Consider the following 20,992-nt stretch of genomic DNA (forward strand, 5'->3'; position numbering starts at 1 on the left):
TTATAGCTTGCTGACACAGTTTATTCAGTTGCAGTTGTAGACTTTTTAGAACTTATATTTTAGTTCAAACTCTACGCCTTTCTGCTTAAAGTCTGTTACATACTTGGCTCCTAAGCCCAGATTGTGATAAAAAATACCTCCGCCCATACCTATATAGTTCAATGTGATGTACGATATGCTTGTATAAGGCATCCACACTTGCTCTTTTCTGATCGATATTTCTTTTTGTATAGGGGTGAACTCGTATTTAAGTGAGTGTAATTGATTGTATTGTATGGAAGCATCTATCGCTAAAGTTCCATGTTGATTGTCAAAAAGATTTTTTTTGTAGCTTCGTTTTATTATCCAATCGTTTAATATTGCGTTGGTATCTACTTCTGTTGTAATAGTGTTGAATACTGTATCCGACTGTTTGTATAAATAAATGGGTTTTGAAGGTATTTCTATTTCGTAGGGTATTGGTATTTCTACCAGTTTCTCTATCGTCTCCCCTTTTATGTATTTAATAGATTCTTCTGATTGCGAGTTTTGTCTACCAATTATAAATCCGGATATGAAACCGATGAGTGCGTATATTATGTATAGAGTTTGCTTTTTCATTGGTTTAGAATCTGTTTTGCTCGTTGCCATATTTTATATCTGTCTGTGTATCCGTTATAACCTCCGTTAATAATGCGTGTGATTCGTTTAAAGTTGGCTTCAGAATCACCATCTGCTAACTCGTTTAGCTTGCGATTGTGCCACCACCAGCAAGCCGATTTACAGCATACTCGGGTTCTTTGAGTAGATCGGGTTGGTCTACAAAATCGACACCTAAGGGTAGTCCTCTTATTTCGTTTGTTAGCTTTTGATAGTTGGCTCTTCCTGTTATCTGAATCAACCCTCTGCCTTTAAACTTTATGCCATCACCCTTTTCTGTATTTCCAAGATCAAGCCTGCCTTCGTAAGCTTTGCCCGAAGCTATCTCTTCGTTATAGAAAAGCTGTCCCGATTCGTGCCCAATTTGTGCTAAGAATGCAGCTGCTCTGGCTTGTGTATTGATTTCGAAGAGTGGCATGAATTGATTGAGGTAAGGTAAATATTTCAACCTGTTTTTCTCAGTCGAGAATGGATACATTTTCTTGAGTGGATCGTTAGTTAGTATCATGTTGTTCTGTTTGATGGTTTTCCGAATTCTTGAGTATTTCTGATACTCCTTTCAGTAGATTGTCTTTATTTTCGATGAGTATTACCAGGTCTTTTATGCTTTCATTTATTTTTCGTCTGTCTTTATCCTGAGCTTTTTCCAATACCGATTTTGCTTCTATAAATACCAGAAAGAAACTAGCTAACATCGAAAAATAAGATAGTGGTAATACTAAGGATGCTAGTACATCGAACATAAAAGCAAAGCATAATAGTCCATAATATTGTACCATTTTACTTACCGTACGACGAAATCCATATGAAGTATGTATCTCTCCCAAAAGAGTAGCTTTGCGTAGTCCCGATATGAGGTCTATGATAATGGCTATGAGTACAACTACCCACATAATGATAACTAGTTCTAGTTTGATAGTTAGTACTTCATAATCCTTGTTCAGAAATGAATTAATTAAAAGTTGTGTCATATTTATATAGGTTTATATTTCTACCTTATAGATAAAATAGGGGTGTGGCCTTACGCCTTTTTTAACGAAAAAACTGTGCCGAGAAGAGTAATTTCCTTCGACACAGTTTTTAATTGAGGTTGCAGACAAGTTTATGATTTATTCTGCAATGGATCTTTAACCTGAAGTCTTTATATTTATAAGTAAAATAGAACGATGTTTTTACCTTCAGGCTCGGTAGCGAGTACTATATTATTAATAGAGTATGGTTTTACATTGCCTTCTACCTTTTCTGTATTTATAGTAATAGACTCTATCGATTGTGGTTCTAGCTCTTTAGGTTCATCAGTATCTATACTTATGGTTTGTATCCTCTGACTCTCTGCTGCTTTATATTCAGAACTATCTAAGGTTATATTAGAGATTCTTTTACCTGTCAGATCCGTGTTTAGAGGGGGTAAACCATTGTCGAAGTCTGCCATATTACATAGGGTTTATAGTTGTTATTGGTATTCTTAATTGTAAGAATGATCCTACAATGTTATCATATGGAGGTATTTTTATACCACTTGCTCCTGTTATTGCATTATAAAATTCAACATGACCAGATGCAATATATTTCCCATCCTCACCTACTGCCATTTCAACAGAAAGTGGATTACTATCTTTTAACAAGCATCTAAGATCATTACTCGCAATATCGAAATAATAAGGCTTTTGTTTATTTTCCCAAAAGGCTTTGTCTGTAGTTTCGGTGCTGTGATTATAATCTTGTTTCCAGCATCTTCGCAAGCGAACATTGGCTGTCGTTTCAAAAGTTGCTGTTGAGTCAGCCAAGAAAGAATCTAATGCTGGTCTTTTAGTTTGCTTGTAGGTAATATACCCTGTTAAGTCGTTCAAATTTGTGGGTTCTACGAAATACCAATAATCTTTCTGTAAATTGCCAGATGTAATTGTGGCAGTAGGAAGTTCACGCATTAAGCGAGCCTGAATACTTTTTTGGTTTGACATATCAAGTACCTGAAATACTTCAGGTTGTCCACTCTCATCCGTATATGCAGGTTGTGGTGTTATATTGCTGGTTAAAAAGACATTTTTTCGTAATAATACGGAAGATGAATATACTACGTTATTGTATCTTATAGAACTAATTGCATTATATCCACTTTTTGATCTTACAATATAATGAGTACTGGGTTGTAACTTACTTTTTTCGGTAGGGTCTTTAGCAAGTCCATAAGAGCTATCTGGTGATATCCCTGCGAACTCAGGTAGATTATGTATAATGTTTAAGTCTTTTAATTTGCATAATCCTCCAAGCCAAATAATTTTGCTATCAACGTAAGCTTCTGTTCTCTGTGTTACATCGGCTATATTTAAAGAAATAGAGTCATTTTGAACTACTACGTTTTCTTTTGGCATTTCAGCACTTATAGAAGCTGGTATGTTTAAGGCTGTAGTTATAGGGATAACTCTTTGGGCTATATCTGAATGTCCAAGATATATACCTCTTGTTTTGGAGAATTTATCTATTTCACTATCTTTTATAGTAATATAGTCTCCCGATACGGATGTCTTGCTGAAAATCCAGCGACCAGCAGCTATGTCAGTTCCGAAATCATTTATAGTTGGTACTTCTAATCCTTGTGAAACACAGCGAGTAACAAAATTTGCTCTTAATTCACTTTCTGTATTACCTGTTAACAGAGTTGCATTTGTTTCATTTCCAATTTTGAATAAGCAGTTATTAAATCCATTATATTGGGCTATCGTAGTAGTTGCTACTAAAGATGTTTGGTCGATATTAAAAGTACACCTATTAAATAAGGAACTTCCAGTTAATATAGCATAATAACTTTCTTCTGACATAACACAATCAACGAAAGTGTTTTGTACACAGAATAGAAAGTTGACAGGATTGCCAATTATATTTCTTACATATGCTTTGCCTTTTTGTATACAGTTAATAACAGCTTTTTCTGCTGGTGATTGTGGAATGGGATTCCCCGCAGATGATAATGCTATAAAATTATCGAAAATACAATTTTACCATAAGTCCTAACATATGTATAAGATGCAGTTGCAGTCTTAGCTGACTTAAAAGTTAAATCTTTACCATGGAAATAGTTCCCTGCAGAGGAGAGTGGATCTAATATTGAGGATTCCATTGATTGACCTATAACAATTGGAGTGCCATGCATGTATAAACCTTGAAATGTGCCATTACTAATAATTACGTATTGGTTTGTTCCTGGTATATTTAAGTTGGGAGGATATGGATTTTCTCTAGTACCTGATCCTGCAGTTGTGGCAAGTATTGAAAAATAGTTTGCAGAGCCTACAACCGGTATTCCTCCATTTGTTATATAGCTATCTTTCCAATCAAATGTTTTCATTTTCTATTTCATTTAATGATATTAATACTCTATTTGATTTGGTGAATAGCGATGTTGTTGCATTGTCAAATTCGACCATGAAAATTCCATCAGCTGTTATTTTCTCGGCTTCATGAAAAGCGGACTGAAATTCTTGCGATTGCTGATTGAACGGCTTCAGGTCATCGATTTTGTATGTTTTTTTGCTTGTTTTACTTCGTAAATCATAATTGTTATTCTAATATTTTAGTGAATAAATAAACAGTAGCTGTGTTATCAGTACTAGTTCTTTCTATCTGAATCAAAGCATCAAACCCAGCATCTACATAACTGCTGAGGTCTATGCTTATAGTATTATCCTTTAGTGGGACTGGAGTCCAATTAGTAGAAGAATTATTTGCTTTAATTTTTAAGCTGCCCAGATTATTGCCTCTGGCTTCTGTTATTTTCATTTTTTCGCCAATAGGAATGACTTGCTCATTGGTCTCCATAACAATACCTATCCGTCTTTCATTCGAAGCTTTGGCAACAGCCGAAAATGGAATTTTGACAGATTGTTCATTTAAAGGTTTGTTGGGGTCGGAGTCGTATCCGAAAAAGTACGTTGATTCTACGCTTCTGCTGTCTGGCAGATCGCTGATTTTAATAATTCGAAGATTGTTACTCATGGAATTTCTATTAAGTAATTTGTATTTATGATATCGCTTTTTTCGGTAGTTATATACGAAAGAAACTCACTGCCTAACACCTTTGTCTTTAAAGTATCACCATTAACTTCGAACATGGGATAGATAGAGTTCTTTTCTAGTTTGATCGTTGCTCCATTTACATCACCCATTTGTCCGGTTTGTGCTGAGTAGGAAAGTTTTACCCCTCCATCTGATCCAAATGTGAAAAAGCGATCGTGCATTGTTCGGAAAATAACCAAGTATCTTCCCTGCATAGCATATTGAAGCCAGTTCAAAGTCTCTTCGCTCAACGTGCGTACAAAAGTGTTCAGTTCTTGTTTGTATATTCCGTTTCCTATTGTTTCTTTTAGATTGGTTTCGTCTACACGCCCCAATTCGATAAAGGGATTACTTTTATAGACTTCATTTACATAGCCTGAATTATATAAGCTATCATCTCGAAACTGATATGCCTTAAAATCGTCTATGTTAAGTAGCCAAATATTTGATATTCCCCCTAAATTATATTCTGGAACATTATCGATACCTTTTGTCAATTTATAGGCCATCTTTTTATTGTATAGATAAATTCATTTGTTTTTGATATGTGGTGTGTAAAATTATTTATATATTAATATAGTTTATAATGTAAACTTATTTATATTTGTGGAGTGAAATTGAAAAACAAGCAATGAAAATAATTTATATCTGCCTCGTACAATTAATTTTTATTAGTGCCTATATGAGTTTATACGGACAAGAAAATACAGTCAAAGGGTTAATCAGTGATGAGAATAATGCTCCACTCGCATTTGTGAATGTGTCAATAGCAGGAACTATAGATGGAACAAGTTCCGAAGAAGATGGAATGTTTGAATTAGAAACATCAGCGTTTGGAACAGTCATTTTAAAGGCAACCTTACTCGGGTATGAAGATTATAGCAAAGAAATAAACATACCACAACAAGATAAACTTATAATAGTATTGAAACCAAACGCTAAAGTATTATCAGAAGTTGTAGTTTCAGCAAGTAGCTTTCAATTAAAGGGAGGCTCTCCCGATAATCTCAAAAGTGCAGTTGAGTTGGTTACTGTTGCCGGATCAGATGGCGATTTGTATAAAGCAATGTCTGTTTTGCCTGGAGTACAGGCGGCAGGAACAGATGGTAAATTGCTTGTACGGGGAGGGGAAAGCCGAGAGTCGCAAACCTACATAGATGATATGCATGTGTTGAATCCATATTCTTCGACACCCGAAAATACGGCTGCCAGAGGTCGCTATTCACCTTTCTTATTTGATGGAATCAGCTTTCAACTAGGAGGTTATTCTTCCGAATATTCTCAAGGTCTGTCTAGTATTCTACCATTATCAACTAAGGACGAAAGTCGTGTTTCAAAACTAGGAGCTAGTATATTAAATGTGGGTGCAGGCGCAGGAGGAACTAAATCGTGGGCACAATCTTCAGCCTCTTTTAATGTGGATTATACCAATTTGGGACCTTATGAGAATTTTCTGTATTCAAGAGGTCGTGGGGAATGGATTAAACCTTACTCTACATTATCGGCACAAAATCAGTTAAGATTCAATATAGGAGAAAATTCGGTTCTTAAAACTTATTTCGCTTATGATAAAACCCGATTTGAAAGAGTCACAAAGAATAACTTTTCGACCAATGAACGAAATCTTAATTTCAATGAAGACAATACCTATCTGAATACAACATTTAGAACGAAATCAAAATCAGGATTCAATTTCTTCTCAGGAGCAGCACTTTCCATAAATGATAAAAGAATAATGGGCGGATTGGTTGCCGAAGACAGGGTAGGGATGAAAGAATCGGAATTACATTTAAAAACAAAAATCTCTAAACGCTTTAGCGATACCTATAAATTGGGTGTTGGAGCTGAGTCGATGATAAGAGCATACAACTTTTCTTATGCCGACACTGCAACCTTTAGTTCGGATATCGACCATTCTATAAACGGACTATATGTGATGAATGATTTTATACTAGCCTCTGATCTGTTTTTGAACATATCGTCCCGATTAGAATATACTTCTATAAATAAATCATGGAATGTACTTCCCCGAATATCTCTTAGCTATGCTTACAATGATTATACCATCTTGGCTACTTATGGTAAATATCAACAGTTAGCAGATAGAGATTATCTTCTGTATAATAATGAGTTGAAGACTGAAATTTGTCAGCATTTTCTTTTTGGAGTACATCATCAATCTAAAAACAAAGTATATCGAGCTGAGTTTTATCACAAAACATACGATAACCTAGTGACTGGAAGTAATTACAACTACAAAGCTTCAGGTAAAGGTTTTAGCAACGGTGTAGATTTGTTTTTTAGCGATACTCAATTCCTGAAGAACTGGCAATATACACTTGCTTATTCGTATAATAATTCGAAACGTAGCTTTCTGAAATATACCGAGAAAGTTACACCCGAATATGTGACTCAGCATAATGCTTCTATTACCTTGAAATATAACCTATTTAAATATAAAACGATATGGGCAGTAACTAATCGGTTTGCAAGTGGACGCCCCTATCACAATCCTAATAAAGCGGGAATTATGAATTCTGAAACTTCGCCTTATAATAGTCTCGATTTTTGTGTGACCTATCTGGCTCATAAAAAGGTGATTGTGTATGCATCGGCTTCTAATGTCTTGAATCGTTCCAATGTATTTGGATATAATTATTCATCTCAAAAAAATAGTTCCGGAAAATTCGATAGAGTAACTGTACAATCGAATAGAAACCAATTCTTTGTAATTGGTCTTTTTATAACGCTTGGAGGGAAAACGGCTTATGATCCATCTACTTTCTGAGGCTCGAGACCTCTGTATTATTGTATAAATAAAAACATGATTGAATTAAATCAAACAAAAACACTTAATTATGAAAAGTTTAAAAATCAGTTTATTGTTCTTTTTCACTTTGCTTACTATATCTCTATCCGCTCAATCTACGGATGAAGTATATACTAAAGGTCTGGAGAATGCCATTACTAAAATGGATACAGCAAAAACTATTCGTTCAATAAAACAAGTCCGTAATCAATTTGACCGTATTGCTCAAAAGTATTCCGACCAATGGTTACCTATTTATTATGTGGCTTATAATAATCTGGAAATGATATACCTTAATCCCCAATCAGAAGATAATCTTAATTTGTTAGTTGAGGCTAAAGAGCGATTAAATCAGTTGGAAAAGCTCAAAGGAGTAAACAAATCGGAACTAAGTACCTTGTGGGGATACTATTATAGTGCTTTGATTGTGAGAGACCCCGCAACAAACGGTGCAAAGTATTATAACGATGTAATGTCTAACTACAAGAAAGCAATAGAATTGGATGCCAGTAATCCCCGTCCTGTTTTTTTACTTGCCTTTTTTGAGCAAAACTTACCTTCGTTTTTGCAATCGGGTAAAAATTATTGTGGAGAATTAAAGAAATCAGAAGCCCTTTACAACGAAAATAAAAACTTGACAAGCGAAATTCATTGGGGAAAGAATTTTCTGACAATGCTACTCACAAAGTGTCAATAAGATTATAAACCTATCTTACACTATTCAAAAATATATATCTTTATACATTATTAAAGTCTGAGACTTTTTATAGCTTTGGTAAGCACAGTAATAAGCTATTGTCATAGCTGTAAAAAGTTGTAGTAAAGAGACGAAATTACTTATATACAAACAATGGAAAATAACTTTAATGAACAAGATAGCTTGAAGTTAATCAATGAAATGATTACTCAGGCACGCAATAATTTTAGAAAAGGAGCAGGAAACAGCTTTATATTGTGGGGATACGTAATTGCTATATTGGCAATATCAGATTTTATTCTTCTGCAAGTTCTAGAGCCCGCTTATTATGCTAATTATGTATGGCTTATAACAATACCGGTATTTATTGGTAATTATTGGAACGAGTCTCGAAAAGCTAAAGAAGCACTTGTGATTACCCATCTCGATAGGGTTGTAGGCTTTATCTGGTTAGGTTTCTTTATATCCAACCTTTTATTTATCTGCACTATATTTTTTATTGCTATTAATTGGAATACATATATTCCATACCTGTTTATCACTCCTATAATAATGATTATGGTTGGGTTGGCTCTATTTGTTACAGCAAAAGTGTACCGCTTCAAACCTTATTTCTATGGAGCTTGTATCTTTTGGTTGGGAGCAGTTTTATGCGTTTTACAATACTCATTCATCAAGAATATTGATTTTGAGTTTATAATATTATCAGTATCCATGATTTTAGGTTTTGTTATTCCCGGACATATTCTAAATCGAAAAGCAGAATCTAATGTTTAAAGAACTCGATCCGTTATTGCATTCTCAATTACGATTGGCAATAGTATCATTACTATTGTCGGTTGAGGAAGCCGATTTTGTCTTCATTCGGGAAAAGACGGGGGCAACAGCAGGTAACCTGAGCGTGCAGATCGAGAAGCTAAGTGAAGCCAAATACATTGAAGTCCGCAAATTTATAGATGGTAAAAGACCTCGTACTGTTTGTAAAATAACCGAAAATGGTATTGCAGCCTTTAATTCGTACGTACAAGCCTTGCAGGATTATATCAGCAAAAAGTAATTCTGAATATATAATAAAACGAGATGAGACGAATCGTAGTATTTCTCGATTATGTGACAGGCAAAGGAAGCGTAAGGCATACTCAAATATGGTTTGCTATTGCTGTTATTCTTACCTCATATACAGCTTATGGTATATTGGCTAGAGGTGAAGATACGGTTTCTAATGTTGCTATATATTCTATAACCGCTCTCTTGGGATATCTGTCAGTAGTTTCCTTAGCCTTTCGTAAGCCAATATCAGGAAATGTTTTGGGTATAACCGCCAATCTGGGCGAAATGTATTCTCAATTTCAATTCCGCAATATAGGATTAGTATTTAGCGCAGGATATTATCTGCTTTTTCATGTTGTAGGACTTATTACATGGACTAAAAAAGAGAATCAGGATGAAGGCGGGAGGGTGAAAACAACAACTACTAATCAGGGCTTCGTCATTTTTACTATCATATCGGGTATAGTTGGTTGTGCTTGCTTGTATCTATATGGTTCGCAATGGGGTTTAATTAACCAAGATCAGCCATTGCTTCTCTATCTAAATATCCTTGCCTTTGTAGTGGGAATTTTGTCTCAAATGATAATGATTTTGCGGAAACCTTGGGCATGGTATATGTGGCTTACCTCCAATGTTATTTGGTTTGTGTTAAATCTGATGTCAGGTAATTATATTTTTATGGTTCAATCAGTCCTCTATGAATGGAACTGTATTTTGGCAATCTATATCTGGCACAAAGAGTCTAACCAATAAACTCAACTTATATACAATACAAAAGACCTTTTACCTTTAGAGTAGAAGGTCTTTTGTATTTTGAGCAAAAAAGAGTCTAAGGCATTAATCTTCGTCCTCTTCGTCGTATTTGTCTAGCTCAGCCTCATAAAAGCCTAAAGCTTGTTCTATCAAATCCTGCATAGCTTCTTCTTCAACTTCCGATCCATCAAGAATCTCAAATTCTTCACTATCTACATCTAGAATAAATCGAGGTTTTTCGGTATGTAGCACATAAGTATTTTCGGGATACTCCTCGTTGTCAGCGATCAAAAATCTAGGTAATTCCATCTTATCTGTATTTAATGTTTATTACTGCAAAAGTAGAGATTTATATCATAAATAAGTTGTTATAGCTTATAAAAATAAAGAGCTGTCCCATTCGGACAGCTCCTTTGTTTGTTATAGAATTAAACTCCGTTTGTTTATCAAGGAGTAACAACTACTGTTGGAGCAACTGGAGTGATAACCGATTCATCTTCCAATAATTTTGCAATCTCCAATTCAGTTCCTGCAAGTACAGTAGTCCATCCGTTAGCGTCGGCATCTCCGGCACCCGAAGCGTAGTTGAATGAAGTTGCACTTAGTCCGTTGTTGCGACCTAATACGATTGAACGACCCGATTTGTCTACAATGATAGCAATAAATCTGCCTAAGCTTAGTGCATCACCTTGATTCATGGTATTGTAGTCGTATTCGCTTACTGTGAAGTTAACGGTGTGAGTGCGGTATTTTCCACCGTTTCCGTTTACTGCTAAGTCGTCAGAGAATGAAGCTGTGCCTTCCACGAAATTTACTTTGTAGATAGACTCCGATGCATCAAGAGTAATCTTACTGATAATTTTGTTATCGGCTGTAGTTCCGTCAGGATTTTTCTTAAACTCGAATGTTGGGTTTGCATCCAAATTGATTAAATATACTGATTTGATACCTGCTACTTGATATTGGCAGTTTTCTTTTGTAATGTTTGCTGTTAATTTACAAGACATAATTTATGTGTATTTGTTTGTGTATACTAGTTTTGTTTAATGAACTTTATTGAAAATAGGTACAGACCTTAATTGTAGAATACTACTTCGTCTTCGAATGGAATTACAAAGCCTAGACGTAAGCGTCCGTCGATGAAGATTTTGCTGTCGTGAGGAGCAGGGAATTGTCCGATGCGGATTTCTTCGGTGTCGCTCAACAAGTCTGTAGCCAATAAGAAGTTGGTAATGTCGGCAGCAATCATAGTTTTGTTATTCAAACCTTTTACAGGAACTATTTCTACTCCAAGATAGCGAAGTACTTCGGTTTCGATAGTAAAGGCAGTTGCTATCACTTGATTGCTTACAGAGGCTAGAGCCATCTTTAGACGTTGTAGTGTTTCGTATGCAACATATATTTTCACTGTGTCGAATTCTAAGCCTTTTACCAATACATTTTCAGGAATGGCATCATATACTTTCTCAATTTCGCTGATTACGTTTGCTTTTGTAAGAGCCGAACCTGTAATCTTAACAGCTTCAGTGCTTGCTGATAGAACGGTTACTGCACCATCAAAATCGTTAACGTCTACTGAGCTGTCTCCTGTGAATATTTTAGACTCTATCTCAGAGCTAAGTTCGGCAGCAAGCATTTGCATCGTAGCTTCTTCGAGAGCATCGGGCAATTCGGTGTTTTTTGCACCCGGTTTAAGCATGATATTGATACGTTTGCGTTCTAAGTCGTCAATGCATTGCTCAAGGTTGATTTTGTATGTTTTGATTTTTACGTCCTTTTCGCTCAACTTGAATACTTGTTCGGGAGTCCAAGCACAATCGCGACCATCGGGTTGTAATAGAGTATGTTCGAAGTTTAATAGGTTAAGGAATGTGCTTTCTTTTACACCTGTGATGACATCGATTTTACCGTTTTCGATCAAACGACCTCCGAATAGTGCTTTCGTAAACCAATCCATATTGGTACTTGGCTGATAGCTAAGAGGTGAAATATTATACATATTTGCCATATTGTTTTAAATTGAAGTTTTGTAATGTGTTTGTTAAATTTGTTTTATAAACAGTCTAAAGCATTTGCGCTCAACAAAGCAATAGAGAATACCTTATTTACGGTTTTTGATTGTCATAGAAAGAGCTTGTGCCATTTGTTCGTAGCGTTTCAACTCAGACAATTTGCGGCAGGCGGCCATTGCTGTGGCAGGCATGCTGCTTGGTGTTTGACTGCGAAGCTTTTGCACCTCTGTGTTTGCTTCTTTGGCCAATCCGGCAAGTTCCGATAGTTTAGCTTCGAGATCTGCAATTTTCTGTTTCAAAATTTCTGTTGATTCAGTACCTTCTGATGCTGTTCCTTGTGGTTTGGCGATGGCTTTGTCTTCGAATTTTTGTCTGAACGCTTTTCTTAATGCTTCGGGAGCTGTTGCTTGTGCTGGATCCGAAGTTTCGGCAGACGCTTCTTTGGTTTCGAGAAATTGCCCCTGCTCGTCAACTATCAGTATATTTCCGTCAGCCAAAGGATGTTCGCCAGCCGGAAGTTGCTCTTCGTTGAGTGTTGCAAATCCGTCGGCATCGATATATACTTCTTTGCCATCGGCTAGGGTGAAAATTACGTAAGCTACTCCGCTTGTTGTAGCATCGGCTTTTTCTACTGCCTGAATGTCGAGAAAGAACTGTGAGATGCGAGATAGTAATGTTCCCGATTTCTTGTTTCTTTGATTCATTTTTTCATTTCGATTTTGATTAGTAACTGATTTATTAATTTTGTTTTTCTTTATTTCCTGAAAGAAGAAACCCTCTAAAGAAAATCCTCTGACGTTTCCTGTCATCACTTGCGTATCCCAATAATTTTTGTCAGCAATTTTATAGCTACACATAAGTGTGCCTTTCGGTAAGTCGGTAAAGCCGAGAGCTTGAGATTTGTCATGTTTTGGATTTTCAACAATCCACAGTTCGGTCAGATAATTTCCTTCCAGAGGGTTTTGGTGTTGGTGTGTAGTATTGTGTAAAGCGATGCCTGTACGCATCATTTTTTGTGCAATTTTTTCGATTTGATCTGCCGAAAACTGGATGTAATATTCGCCTCTGTTGTCGTTGCGATATATTAACTGATCGGGACGGAGTACTGCTCCTGTGAGTATTTGCTTTTTAGAATCACGATTTAGCTTTTCCTCTTTAGGCTGTTTGGCTAATGTAATGAAGTCTATTTCGTTGGCGGGTACATCTACAAACGAAATGGCATAGATACCGCTTTGATCTTCTGTGTTTTCGTCTATCAGACAGTTGTAAACGGGTATGTTCATAAGTGCTTGATTTTACTTATAGATAAAACCAAAACTTATTTTTCGGGGAAAGAAAATATTTTAGTATATATTTGTCAAACTAACTAAACTAACAGAAAGAGATGAAAAAACTAAAGTACTTGCTATTATTTTTAATAATGCTATTCTTTACTGCAATTCAGTTGCAAGCACAAGCTTATAGGTTGGATGTAATGCGAGGAATAGAGCATCCTCCCCAAGTTGTTAAAATGCCTGCTTATCCAACGGGTACTGATGAAATGATGAAATTTATAGAAAAGTTTTTAATCTACCCTAAAGATGCACTTAAGAAGAAAATAGAGGGTCGGGTTGTAGTTCAGTTTATTGTTTCAAAAGAAGGAAATGTTCAGAGTATCAAAGTGGTGAGGGGTCTAAGCCCAAGTTGTGATCAGGAAGCAGTGAGAATTATTTCTATCATGCCTAAATGGTCTCCGGGGAAGGTCGACGGAAAGGTTGCTGATCTTAAGTATACTTTGCCGATTTTATTTAGCTTTTCCAAAAGCGAAGAGACGAGCCATATTAGCGTGGTTTGTGATGGTTTAAGCGTGAGAGAATAAGTAGTATTATATTGATAAATAGGAATAAATGAAGTATATATTAGAGACCGAAAGATTGTATTTAAGGGAAATTGATTCTCAGGATGTAGATGACTTGTTTGAAATGGACTCTGATCCCGAGGTACATAAATACATAGAGAATAAGCCTGTAAAGTTTAAAGAGCAAATTGTAGAAGTAATAGAAATGCTTCGAGCACAATACAAAAAGAATGGTATAGCTCGTTGGGCGGTTGTATATAAGCAATCGGGTGAGTGTATCGGATGGGCTGGCTTGAAGTATTTCAGCGAGCCATTGAATAATCACTCCGATTTTTATGAATTGGGCTATCGTTTAAAAAAGAAGCATTGGGGGAAGGGCTACGTTACAGAAGCTGCCACTTCGATAGTGAAATATGGCTTTGAAAACTTAGGTCTTGATATTATATATGCCACTGCCCATACTGAGAATGATGGCTCAATAAATGTTTTGAAAAAGTTAGGATTTAAATTTACAGAAGTATTTGATTACGAAGGAGACCCAACAAATTGGTTTGAGCTACAAAAGACCAATTGATTTGACCAATTTTCTAAAATGAAAAAGTTGCACCGATATAGATGCAACTTTGGTAAGAAACGAAATAGTTTATTTAAAATTTATATCCAACTGAGAATGTTAGGTTTCTGTTTCTCCATGTTTCTCCCATATTAATACCTTCCGAATTTCGTGCGGTAGCAAGGCTAGATAATCCGTATTCGTAATTTGCATTTAGTGAGAATTTCTTATATTCTAGTCCAACTCCCCCTATTAAGCCATAATCAGCATCACCCTTTTTGCTTGTTTTACCTTCTTCATAAGTGGTGTTTGTTTCACCATCAGCATATATATTAGTTACCCATGTTTGTTGTGTGCCTTTTCCTGAAAGTCCGATAGCCAAATAAGCTCCTGCATTAAAGGTTATATTTACATCTTTAGATACTGGAAGTCTATATCCTAAAGTTAATGGTAATTGAAGATATTTAAATCTTCGAGAATCACTGATAGAGCGATAAGTCCAATAAGGATCTCCATTTTCGGGAAGAATAGAATTCAAAGGACCTGCTGTGTAATAATCAGCTCCTTTTGTTGTAAACTCCAATCCTGAGTGCAGAAAGAAATTATTACGCAAAGCATACTCCACGGTTACACCTCCATTAAAACCGGTTGTTCCATCCATACTACTTAAAGTCGTTCCGTCGGACTTGAAGGTTGATAAGTTAACTCCGGCTTTAACTCCGAATGTCCATGGTGACTGGGTCTCTTGTGCATTAATAATGGGAGTTGAACATAAGCAAATTCCCGAGATTGTTAGTAGTGTACGAAATTTCATAAAAAATACTTTAATAGGGTTTTATAATAAAAATAGACTTTTCGATTATATGAAAAGTTAGATCATAATAAGCATATATCATATTTCGTTGTCAGGGCAAAAGTATGATAGACCTAAACATAATAACTTCTTAATGCCGCAAAATAAAGTCCCAAAATAGCAATTAAAGAGTCTTGTTTTTGCAAGCTGTTTATAGTTAATGGATTTAGTGTCTTTGCTTTTCGTTTTTACATGTTTTTAACTTCGAAAAATGATGAGGTTCTAATTTAGATATTCGAACGTAAAGTGTTTGTTTTTAAGTTTTTGAGTCTTGCTTTCTTGGTTTTATGTAAAATTGGGGATGTTTGTTTAATTTTACATAAAATTCCGCGGTTGATATTTTAGTCAAATATGAAGTCTTTTACTATCTATTTCTTATAGATATAATTTTTTATTGGCTATTTAAGGTGTGTTTTTTAGAGTCAATTACTTGCTTTTTCTCTAATAAGTAAAGTTAGTGTTGGTATTTGTGATAAAAAGAATGTCATCAGCTTATGTAGGACGATTGCTTATCGTTTTAATTTTAGTTACTTAAAATAATAATAAAAACTCGCATTTTCGGGAGTTGGTATAAATTCGCCGCTTAAGTGATCTACTGTCATGATGATGGGCTCATCTGCTATGCGATTTTTTTCCAGATACATAGGTGTTGTTAAGTATTTTCCGAAATTAAATTTCTTATTCGGATTTGGTATTCCAACAGTATGAAAAAAGGTACTGTTTCTTATCGTTCCTTTATTTATAAATTGGTACTCTCCATCTTTCTTAAAAATAGGTACATAGCACTTGTAATTCGATACATATGCCTGCCCGTTTATAACAATAGCATACACCTCGTCTGTTTTAAACTTGATCTGTTTGTTAGTCTTAATATCTGTTGCTTTGAACGATACTAAAAGGCTATCTTCAAAATAAGGTTCTATTGCAACCTCTTTAGGTGTTTGGTTTGCAAAGGATTTAAAGTCTTTGTAAAGTCCGTCCTTTAGTTGATGGATACCGTATAATTTGAGGTTTCCTTTTTCGAAGTAATTGATGTTAAGCACATCAACCATAGAGTACGATTGATTAGGATTAGCTTCTTGAGTAAGGCTGTTTGCTATCTGTGAAACTATTGTATTAGATGCTTTGTTGAGTAATTTGCTCGTAACATCTATTGCTTTTACGGTTACCAATGTATCGAGCATGCTGATAAAGTAATATCTGTTGTCCTTTTTCTCGTATAGATTGTAGCGTATGTGGCAATAGCCGGTTTCGCTGGCACTTTTGGTAATTTCGCTGAAATATAATCGCCTTAGTTGAAAGAGGAGTGTTCTTTTTTGAGCGTTTTGTGTTGTGATTTGTTGGAATACATTTTTTAATTGTTTTTCTAAGGACGTTTCTTCAACAACAGGAGTTTGATAATTGAATATGGACGTTTGTACAAACCCCAGATAACCATTAAAAGATCGACTGTCGATAAACTCAATTTTATTATATAGACTCTTGTCTACCATGAGATTAGCAGGAGTGACCAATTCAAAAACTTTAGTGTCAGCCTCCGCTTTTACGGTATATCCAAAGCAGTATAATATAATAAGTAGTGAGATTATCTTTTTCATATTTTTATTTAGATCTTATATCTTGCCGCAAAGATAAGTTTTATTGTAAATAAATTTGTGCATAAAACACTTACTTCTAATTCCTATTACTTACTTTTGCTCCGATAATTTTAGTTAGTTGGTATTTATAATAAAAAGAATGTCATCAGTTTATACGGTTCTATTGCTTATTGCTTCTAATGTTTTTATGACTATTGCTTGGTATGGGCATTTGAAGATGAAAGATTTTTCGTGGTTTGCTGCATTGCCCCTGTTGGGAGTAATCTTAATCAGTTGGGGAGTTGCCTTTTTTGAGTATTGTTTTCAAGTACCTGCCAATCGGATTGGTTATCAGGAAAACGGAGGTCCTTTTTCGCTGATTCAGCTAAAAATTATTCAAGAAGTAGTCAGTCTTACAGTATTTATGGTATTTACAACTATAGTATTCAAGAACGAGGCTTTTAAGTGGAATCATATTCTGGCTTTTCTATTTCTGATTGCTGCCGTATATTTGGTGTTCAAAAAATGATGATTTATGCATAAGATAATTTACTTATTTCTGTTGGTTGCTTTGGTTACGTCTTGTGAGCAAAATAACGATTCGCCATTCTTATATATTCTCGATCACGATGCTCAAATCGTAGAGACAGATGTAGAGGTTGCTCTTTCGGGAAATTTGGTTTTTACACCTATCGTGCATGCCAGTCAGATGATTGTGAATTGGGGCGATGGAAGCAAGATTACAGAATTTGTAAATAGAGATTCGGCTGTGGTAGATGCACCGCCATTGAAACCGCTGAGATATACTTTTGCTTCAACAGGTAATTATACGGTCAATTTCAGAGCGATTAAAATTACGAGGTTAGATATTTCGATAGATAGTGTAGGGCAGCCTATCAACCAATTGAGGTTGACTAATTGCCGCCATTTGAAAGAGTTTTCGAGTGTGGGACAAGTGTTGAAATCGGTAAATATAACTACATCGGGTCTGAAAAATGTAAATTTCAGCAATCTGCCTGCAATGGAGAATTTTACAATCTCGCAATGCGATAGCTTATCTCGTATTACATTAGATAATAATGCTATATTAAATACTATTTCTTTATCCAACAATCCGTTGTTATCGGCAACGGCACTCAATGCAATGTTTCAGCAGTTGCCTCTAGCTAAGTCCGATACTAGAACTATTATGCTGAGTAATAATGCGGGCGATGCTACTTGCGATAAAGCGATTGCAACCCAAAAGGGATGGACGGTGAATATTGAATAAACGGAGTTGTTTTATTTATTAAGAGTTCTCATTGCTTTCTTTACAATATAAGCGGTTGCTTTGGTGGGACTTTCGTTCTCCCATTTCTTACAAAGATCGATAACAAACTGAGGCTGAGTTTTGCTTGCATCGTTGAGCCAGTTGCCAACACTGTCGCAAACGTATTTGGATGAGTCAGACCTTAGCGGCTCTAAAATGGGCAGAGCCAATTCGGGATTCTGTTTCAGCGCTTCTATATGTTCGCACCACACACCACGAGGTCGAGTGGCTTCGGTGGTAAATCGCCTTACATTTTCATTCTCCGAAGATGTCCATTTGGTAAATATTTGCAAGCTTTCTTCCAGATTGGCAATAATAGATTGTCGAACAGTCATCCACGAAATCTCCCTTACTCCAAAATGTGTATCGGCTGCAAAAGGTTGTATCTGCTCTAGTTTTTCGGATAGAGATAGTTCTGAATTTAGCCCAATGGTATAAGTAATCCAACAACGTACAGTGTCGGATGTGTGCGAAGATATATCTTTTAAGAATTGAGAATCATTCCTTTTAGACGTTTCATTTAATAAGCTTACACCTATCGTTTCATTTAGAGTGTTGGTAGTTTGCTTCTTTAGTTTGGCTATTTCGGCAAGTATAGGCTCTAGATAATGTATTTTATTATGTTGTTGAAGGAGATTCTGTAATAATAGGGTTTGATTTACAGCCAGCCATTCGGTGAGGTTTGCACTTTCTATCTCTCCACTATTCAGTTGATTGAGTATTTCCTGCGATAAGTCGTTGAACGATCTGGCTCCCTTTCGTTTTTGTTCCATGTAATTATATAAAAGAAAGAATTTCTAAAATGTAACTTTTTGACTAAAGTAGTAAAAAAGGATTGATAGTTTATAAGCTATTCAACAGTTCCTCTATATTTACTCTCTCGGTATAATCAGCATCTATAAAAGAGAATGTAACGGTTTTGTTTTTATCCATCACAAATACTGCGGGTATCGGGAGGCTGTTTTCCTCACTCCCATTATATTCTCCTAAATGGATACCCAATTGTTGATAGTAAAGCACGACAGATGCTTGTAGGTCGAAGGCTATATTCAACTCCTTAGCGTATTTGTTATTCTTATCCCAAAGTATATCGAATGTGAAAGGGTTATCAGCAGACATACTTACACTTTTTTCGATCAGTTGAGGCGAAATAGCCACTAAAGCTGCTTTCTTAGCCTTTATTTGAGGCAACACATCGTGCAGAGCTTTCAGTTCGAGATTGCAATAGGGGCACCATCCTCCTCTGAAAAATGCAATAATTAGTTTATCATTCTCTAATAGTAATTGATCAGAATTGATTAATTCGCCTTTCGTATTTGGCAGAGTAAAAGAGGGTAGGTTATCTCCCGGCTTATGTGCCGATTCGCCTATTCTCTGCTTTTTCAGATCGTGGATCGATTCTTCAAATGCTGTATTTATGGCTTCAGGCAATTGTGCCGATAGCTGAAGTTTTAGATTGTGGAGAAGATTGTTTAAATTTATCATTTCTGTTCTATATTATTCCGTTGCAAAACTGCGAATTAAAAGAGTGGTCTGCAATACGGGATATTTTTATGGCATAGGGGTAAAAAAGTCAATCTTATGAAAACAAAGAAACCTACGATAGAAGAAAAAGTGTGTACGTTGGAAATTGCTGTAAATGCAATCAGCGGAAAATGGAAAATACCGATCTTTTGGCAACTCAGTCAAGGCAAAAAACGTCCCAGCGAATTTGTGAAAGGAATAGGGCAAGTAGACAGGCGTGTGCTGAGTGAACAGTTGAAAGAGATGGAAGCCGACGGACTTCTTAAGAGAGAGGTTTTTAATGAACTGCCTCCTCGTGTAGAGTATAGTCTGACGGATATAGCCAAGCCTTTGGTCGATATACTTTGGGCTTTGAATGATTGGGGAAAACTTCTTATCGATGAGCAGCAAAAAGAAGATAATAAGTAATTAATCGCTTATATTAATAGTATGATTAAGAGTTGCAACTCGGTTGATACTTACTTAAATAATAAAAAGGTGTAATACCTCAAAATCTTGATTAACAAAAAGAGGTTTTGTTTGTTATAGTTTTAATATAACAGATGAATTTTGGGAAATGGAAGATTATAGAATTTTTTTAGGAACCAAAAACGAAACATGGCAACAAGCTATCGACAGGTTCTTACGGTTTCGTGAAGCAGAGATGAAGAGTTATTTTTCGAAGAAAGAGTATTCGTACCGCTTTGCAGAAAACAATGCGTATGCGTATCATCCTACGGGAAAGGTATCGAAACGCTATATAACCGAATTTGAGGAAAAGGATGAAGCAGGAGTACCCGATGCTCTTGTCGATTTATTGTGTAACCATGGAGCATTTAAAATTGGCGACGGTTTATTCGAAATATTCAGCGAAAAGGAAGAGGAGGCTATAATGACTCTGCCACAGATACTGACTAAGTATGGTTATGCCAATTTTGTAGAAAAGATAGGTACGGGAATGTTGAGGTCGTTGAGCGGTTTTTATTTCTTCTTTGGAGTTAGTTTTCCCGAGAGCGAAGAGATGTCTTTCTTGTATTTTAGTAAAGCCGGTAACTTCGGCAAAATGCTTTTTTCTCCAGACAATCCCGCTTTGGTGCTTCAAAAAGTATTACCCTCTATGTTTAACGGTAGTATAGATAAGTATACTCTTGATAGCCTGATAAGTAATCAAATTGATAGAGTAGTAGTAAATGCATTAACGGTAAAGGGTTATATAGATTGATAGCTTTGTGGTTCTGTTTAACAGAACCGTCTCTTTATAAAGTGTTTTTATTCTTTGAAAATCTTTATGTTAAAGTGTGCTAAGTGAAGTGAACTTCACTATCTTTGTGGCGATTTTATAAATCA

The 20,992-nt window shown here is 35.7% G+C and carries 27 protein-coding genes; 11 read left to right on the forward strand and 16 right to left on the reverse strand.

The annotated features are described in order from the left end of the window. Positions 1-45: 45 nt before the first annotated feature. From IR022_RS01030 to IR022_RS01065, 8 genes are all read right to left on the reverse strand, one after another. The gene (locus tag IR022_RS01030) at positions 46-630 is read right to left on the reverse strand and encodes a hypothetical protein (protein WP_194202285.1); all 585 of its coding nucleotides are present in this window, start codon (positions 628-630) and stop codon (positions 46-48) included. A gap of 94 nt (positions 631-724) precedes the next feature. Further along, entirely contained in the window at positions 725-1,147 is a 423-nt protein-coding gene (locus IR022_RS01035) for a glycoside hydrolase family 19 protein (RefSeq protein ID WP_199330238.1), read from the reverse strand. Then, entirely contained in the window at positions 1,134-1,610 is a 477-nt protein-coding gene (locus IR022_RS01040; RefSeq protein WP_050710249.1) for a phage holin family protein, read from the reverse strand. Before IR022_RS01040 ends, IR022_RS01035 begins: the two co-directional genes overlap by 14 nt. Before the next feature lie 176 nt (positions 1,611-1,786). After that, positions 1,787-2,071, reverse strand: a complete 285-nt coding sequence (locus tag IR022_RS01045) for a hypothetical protein (protein WP_050710248.1) — start codon at positions 2,069-2,071, stop codon at positions 1,787-1,789. 1 nt (position 2,072) lies between these two features. After that, the gene (locus IR022_RS01050; protein ID WP_194202286.1) at positions 2,073-3,458 is read right to left on the reverse strand and encodes a hypothetical protein; all 1,386 of its coding nucleotides are present in this window, start codon (positions 3,456-3,458) and stop codon (positions 2,073-2,075) included. Positions 3,459-3,610: 152 nt separating this feature from the next. Further along, the gene (locus tag IR022_RS01055; protein WP_194202287.1) at positions 3,611-3,985 is read right to left on the reverse strand and encodes a hypothetical protein; all 375 of its coding nucleotides are present in this window, start codon (positions 3,983-3,985) and stop codon (positions 3,611-3,613) included. Positions 3,986-4,197: 212 nt separating this feature from the next. Then, entirely contained in the window at positions 4,198-4,632 is a 435-nt protein-coding gene (locus IR022_RS01060; protein ID WP_194202288.1) for a hypothetical protein, read from the reverse strand. Then, a complete protein-coding gene (locus IR022_RS01065) occupies positions 4,629-5,201 on the reverse strand; it encodes a hypothetical protein (RefSeq protein WP_194202289.1) in 573 nt (190 codons plus the stop codon). Before IR022_RS01065 ends, IR022_RS01060 begins: the two co-directional genes overlap by 4 nt. A gap of 122 nt (positions 5,202-5,323) precedes the next feature. On the opposite strand from IR022_RS01065, the gene IR022_RS01070 reads away from it, so the two are divergent. The 5 genes from IR022_RS01070 to pnuC all read left to right on the forward strand — a co-directional run bounded on the left by IR022_RS01070 (position 5,324) and on the right by pnuC (position 10,001). Continuing rightward, entirely contained in the window at positions 5,324-7,480 is a 2,157-nt protein-coding gene (locus IR022_RS01070) for a TonB-dependent receptor (protein WP_194202290.1), read from the forward strand. Between the two features lie 70 nt (positions 7,481-7,550). Then, the gene (locus IR022_RS01075; RefSeq protein WP_194202291.1) at positions 7,551-8,198 is read left to right on the forward strand and encodes a hypothetical protein; all 648 of its coding nucleotides are present in this window, start codon (positions 7,551-7,553) and stop codon (positions 8,196-8,198) included. Between the two features lie 153 nt (positions 8,199-8,351). Continuing rightward, positions 8,352-8,975 carry a hypothetical protein gene (locus IR022_RS01080; RefSeq protein ID WP_194202292.1) on the forward strand — a complete coding sequence of 208 codons (624 nt, stop codon included), beginning with the start codon at positions 8,352-8,354 and terminating at the stop codon, positions 8,973-8,975. Beyond that, positions 8,968-9,255: a winged helix-turn-helix domain-containing protein gene (locus tag IR022_RS01085; RefSeq protein ID WP_194202293.1), complete on the forward strand. Its 288-nt coding sequence runs from the start codon at positions 8,968-8,970 to the stop codon at positions 9,253-9,255. Before IR022_RS01080 ends, IR022_RS01085 begins: the two co-directional genes overlap by 8 nt. 23 nt (positions 9,256-9,278) lie before the next feature. After that, the gene (gene pnuC, locus IR022_RS01090; RefSeq protein ID WP_194202294.1) at positions 9,279-10,001 is read left to right on the forward strand and encodes a nicotinamide riboside transporter PnuC; all 723 of its coding nucleotides are present in this window, start codon (positions 9,279-9,281) and stop codon (positions 9,999-10,001) included. 84 nt (positions 10,002-10,085) lie between these two features. Here the strand turns inward: pnuC and IR022_RS01095 are convergent, their stop codons facing one another. The 4 genes from IR022_RS01095 to IR022_RS01110 all read right to left on the reverse strand — a co-directional run bounded on the left by IR022_RS01095 (position 10,086) and on the right by IR022_RS01110 (position 13,296). Continuing rightward, the gene (locus IR022_RS01095) at positions 10,086-10,310 is read right to left on the reverse strand and encodes a hypothetical protein (protein WP_050710238.1); all 225 of its coding nucleotides are present in this window, start codon (positions 10,308-10,310) and stop codon (positions 10,086-10,088) included. A 137-nt stretch (positions 10,311-10,447) separates the two neighbouring features. Further along, positions 10,448-11,008 carry a hypothetical protein gene (locus tag IR022_RS01100; RefSeq protein WP_050710236.1) on the reverse strand — a complete coding sequence of 187 codons (561 nt, stop codon included), beginning with the start codon at positions 11,006-11,008 and terminating at the stop codon, positions 10,448-10,450. Between the two features lie 68 nt (positions 11,009-11,076). Beyond that, a complete protein-coding gene (locus tag IR022_RS01105) occupies positions 11,077-12,009 on the reverse strand; it encodes a hypothetical protein (protein ID WP_194202295.1) in 933 nt (310 codons plus the stop codon). Positions 12,010-12,102: 93 nt separating this feature from the next. Beyond that, entirely contained in the window at positions 12,103-13,296 is a 1,194-nt protein-coding gene (locus tag IR022_RS01110) for an XkdF-like putative serine protease domain-containing protein (RefSeq protein ID WP_194202296.1), read from the reverse strand. Between the two features lie 101 nt (positions 13,297-13,397). Here IR022_RS01110 and IR022_RS01115 point away from each other — a divergent pair, with 101 nt between their 5' ends. Then, positions 13,398-13,871, forward strand: a complete 474-nt coding sequence (locus IR022_RS01115; protein ID WP_194202297.1) for an energy transducer TonB — start codon at positions 13,398-13,400, stop codon at positions 13,869-13,871. Between the two features lie 28 nt (positions 13,872-13,899). Next, the gene (locus IR022_RS01120; protein ID WP_194202298.1) at positions 13,900-14,424 is read left to right on the forward strand and encodes a GNAT family N-acetyltransferase; all 525 of its coding nucleotides are present in this window, start codon (positions 13,900-13,902) and stop codon (positions 14,422-14,424) included. Positions 14,425-14,497: 73 nt separating this feature from the next. Here the strand turns inward: IR022_RS01120 and IR022_RS01125 are convergent, their stop codons facing one another. Together IR022_RS01125 and IR022_RS01130 are read right to left on the reverse strand one after the other, a co-directional pair. Beyond that, positions 14,498-15,217, reverse strand: coding sequence for a porin family protein (locus IR022_RS01125; protein WP_194202299.1), 720 nt, complete (start codon positions 15,215-15,217; stop codon positions 14,498-14,500). A gap of 566 nt (positions 15,218-15,783) precedes the next feature. After that, on the reverse strand, positions 15,784-16,854 hold the full coding sequence (locus tag IR022_RS01130; protein WP_194202300.1) for a hypothetical protein: 1,071 nt from the start codon (positions 16,852-16,854) through the stop codon (positions 15,784-15,786). 139 nt (positions 16,855-16,993) lie between these two features. Between IR022_RS01130 and IR022_RS01135 the strand changes: the two genes are divergently transcribed. Both IR022_RS01135 and IR022_RS01140 read left to right on the forward strand, forming a co-directional pair. Further along, the gene (locus tag IR022_RS01135) at positions 16,994-17,362 is read left to right on the forward strand and encodes a DMT family protein (protein WP_194202301.1); all 369 of its coding nucleotides are present in this window, start codon (positions 16,994-16,996) and stop codon (positions 17,360-17,362) included. A gap of 6 nt (positions 17,363-17,368) precedes the next feature. Next, positions 17,369-18,103 (forward strand): hypothetical protein, encoded by a 735-nt coding sequence (locus IR022_RS01140; RefSeq protein ID WP_194202302.1) that lies wholly within the window; start codon positions 17,369-17,371, stop codon positions 18,101-18,103. Positions 18,104-18,114: 11 nt separating this feature from the next. Here the strand turns inward: IR022_RS01140 and IR022_RS01145 are convergent, their stop codons facing one another. Together IR022_RS01145 and IR022_RS01150 are read right to left on the reverse strand one after the other, a co-directional pair. Further along, complete coding sequence (locus IR022_RS01145; protein WP_194202303.1) at positions 18,115-18,915, reverse strand: DNA alkylation repair protein; 801 nt, start codon at positions 18,913-18,915, stop codon at positions 18,115-18,117. Positions 18,916-18,985: 70 nt separating this feature from the next. After that, positions 18,986-19,627 (reverse strand): peroxiredoxin-like family protein, encoded by a 642-nt coding sequence (locus IR022_RS01150; RefSeq protein WP_194202304.1) that lies wholly within the window; start codon positions 19,625-19,627, stop codon positions 18,986-18,988. A 96-nt stretch (positions 19,628-19,723) separates the two neighbouring features. Here IR022_RS01150 and IR022_RS01155 point away from each other — a divergent pair, with 96 nt between their 5' ends. Next, positions 19,724-20,074, forward strand: coding sequence for a winged helix-turn-helix transcriptional regulator (locus IR022_RS01155; protein ID WP_194202305.1), 351 nt, complete (start codon positions 19,724-19,726; stop codon positions 20,072-20,074). Between the two features lie 148 nt (positions 20,075-20,222). Beyond that, positions 20,223-20,867 (forward strand): hypothetical protein, encoded by a 645-nt coding sequence (locus IR022_RS01160; RefSeq protein WP_194202306.1) that lies wholly within the window; start codon positions 20,223-20,225, stop codon positions 20,865-20,867. The last annotated feature ends 125 nt before the right edge of the window (positions 20,868-20,992 follow it).

Source organism: Dysgonomonas sp. GY617, from assembly GCF_015233815.1.
GTDB lineage: Bacteria > Bacteroidota > Bacteroidia > Bacteroidales > Dysgonomonadaceae > Dysgonomonas_A.

Excerpts from the sequence above, each read along its gene's own strand:
- IR022_RS01150 (WP_194202304.1), bottom strand. The coding sequence starts at position 19,627 with ATGATAAATTTAAACAATCTTCTCCACAATCTAAAACTTCAGCTATCG.
- IR022_RS01115 (WP_194202297.1), top strand. The coding sequence starts at position 13,398 with ATGAAAAAACTAAAGTACTTGCTATTATTTTTAATAATGCTATTCTTT.
- pnuC (WP_194202294.1), top strand. The coding sequence starts at position 9,279 with ATGAGACGAATCGTAGTATTTCTCGATTATGTGACAGGCAAAGGAAGC.
- IR022_RS01110 (WP_194202296.1), bottom strand. The coding sequence starts at position 13,296 with ATGAACATACCCGTTTACAACTGTCTGATAGACGAAAACACAGAAGAT.
- IR022_RS01145 (WP_194202303.1), bottom strand. The coding sequence starts at position 18,915 with ATGGAACAAAAACGAAAGGGAGCCAGATCGTTCAACGACTTATCGCAG.
- IR022_RS01055 (WP_194202287.1), bottom strand. The coding sequence starts at position 3,985 with ATGAAAACATTTGATTGGAAAGATAGCTATATAACAAATGGAGGAATA.
- IR022_RS01075 (WP_194202291.1), top strand. The coding sequence starts at position 7,551 with ATGAAAAGTTTAAAAATCAGTTTATTGTTCTTTTTCACTTTGCTTACT.
- IR022_RS01070 (WP_194202290.1), top strand. The coding sequence starts at position 5,324 with ATGAAAATAATTTATATCTGCCTCGTACAATTAATTTTTATTAGTGCC.
- IR022_RS01100 (WP_050710236.1), bottom strand. The coding sequence starts at position 11,008 with ATGTCTTGTAAATTAACAGCAAACATTACAAAAGAAAACTGCCAATAT.
- IR022_RS01135 (WP_194202301.1), top strand. The coding sequence starts at position 16,994 with ATGTCATCAGTTTATACGGTTCTATTGCTTATTGCTTCTAATGTTTTT.
- IR022_RS01080 (WP_194202292.1), top strand. The coding sequence starts at position 8,352 with ATGGAAAATAACTTTAATGAACAAGATAGCTTGAAGTTAATCAATGAA.
- IR022_RS01060 (WP_194202288.1), bottom strand. The coding sequence starts at position 4,632 with ATGAGTAACAATCTTCGAATTATTAAAATCAGCGATCTGCCAGACAGC.
- IR022_RS01035 (WP_199330238.1), bottom strand. The coding sequence starts at position 1,147 with ATGATACTAACTAACGATCCACTCAAGAAAATGTATCCATTCTCGACT.
- IR022_RS01040 (WP_050710249.1), bottom strand. The coding sequence starts at position 1,610 with ATGACACAACTTTTAATTAATTCATTTCTGAACAAGGATTATGAAGTA.
- IR022_RS01095 (WP_050710238.1), bottom strand. The coding sequence starts at position 10,310 with ATGGAATTACCTAGATTTTTGATCGCTGACAACGAGGAGTATCCCGAA.
- IR022_RS01140 (WP_194202302.1), top strand. The coding sequence starts at position 17,369 with ATGCATAAGATAATTTACTTATTTCTGTTGGTTGCTTTGGTTACGTCT.
- IR022_RS01130 (WP_194202300.1), bottom strand. The coding sequence starts at position 16,854 with ATGAAAAAGATAATCTCACTACTTATTATATTATACTGCTTTGGATAT.
- IR022_RS01085 (WP_194202293.1), top strand. The coding sequence starts at position 8,968 with ATGTTTAAAGAACTCGATCCGTTATTGCATTCTCAATTACGATTGGCA.
- IR022_RS01105 (WP_194202295.1), bottom strand. The coding sequence starts at position 12,009 with ATGGCAAATATGTATAATATTTCACCTCTTAGCTATCAGCCAAGTACC.
- IR022_RS01050 (WP_194202286.1), bottom strand. The coding sequence starts at position 3,458 with ATGTCAGAAGAAAGTTATTATGCTATATTAACTGGAAGTTCCTTATTT.
- IR022_RS01155 (WP_194202305.1), top strand. The coding sequence starts at position 19,724 with ATGAAAACAAAGAAACCTACGATAGAAGAAAAAGTGTGTACGTTGGAA.
- IR022_RS01160 (WP_194202306.1), top strand. The coding sequence starts at position 20,223 with ATGGAAGATTATAGAATTTTTTTAGGAACCAAAAACGAAACATGGCAA.
- IR022_RS01120 (WP_194202298.1), top strand. The coding sequence starts at position 13,900 with ATGAAGTATATATTAGAGACCGAAAGATTGTATTTAAGGGAAATTGAT.
- IR022_RS01065 (WP_194202289.1), bottom strand. The coding sequence starts at position 5,201 with ATGGCCTATAAATTGACAAAAGGTATCGATAATGTTCCAGAATATAAT.
- IR022_RS01125 (WP_194202299.1), bottom strand. The coding sequence starts at position 15,217 with ATGAAATTTCGTACACTACTAACAATCTCGGGAATTTGCTTATGTTCA.
- IR022_RS01045 (WP_050710248.1), bottom strand. The coding sequence starts at position 2,071 with ATGGCAGACTTCGACAATGGTTTACCCCCTCTAAACACGGATCTGACA.
- IR022_RS01030 (WP_194202285.1), bottom strand. The coding sequence starts at position 630 with ATGGCAACGAGCAAAACAGATTCTAAACCAATGAAAAAGCAAACTCTA.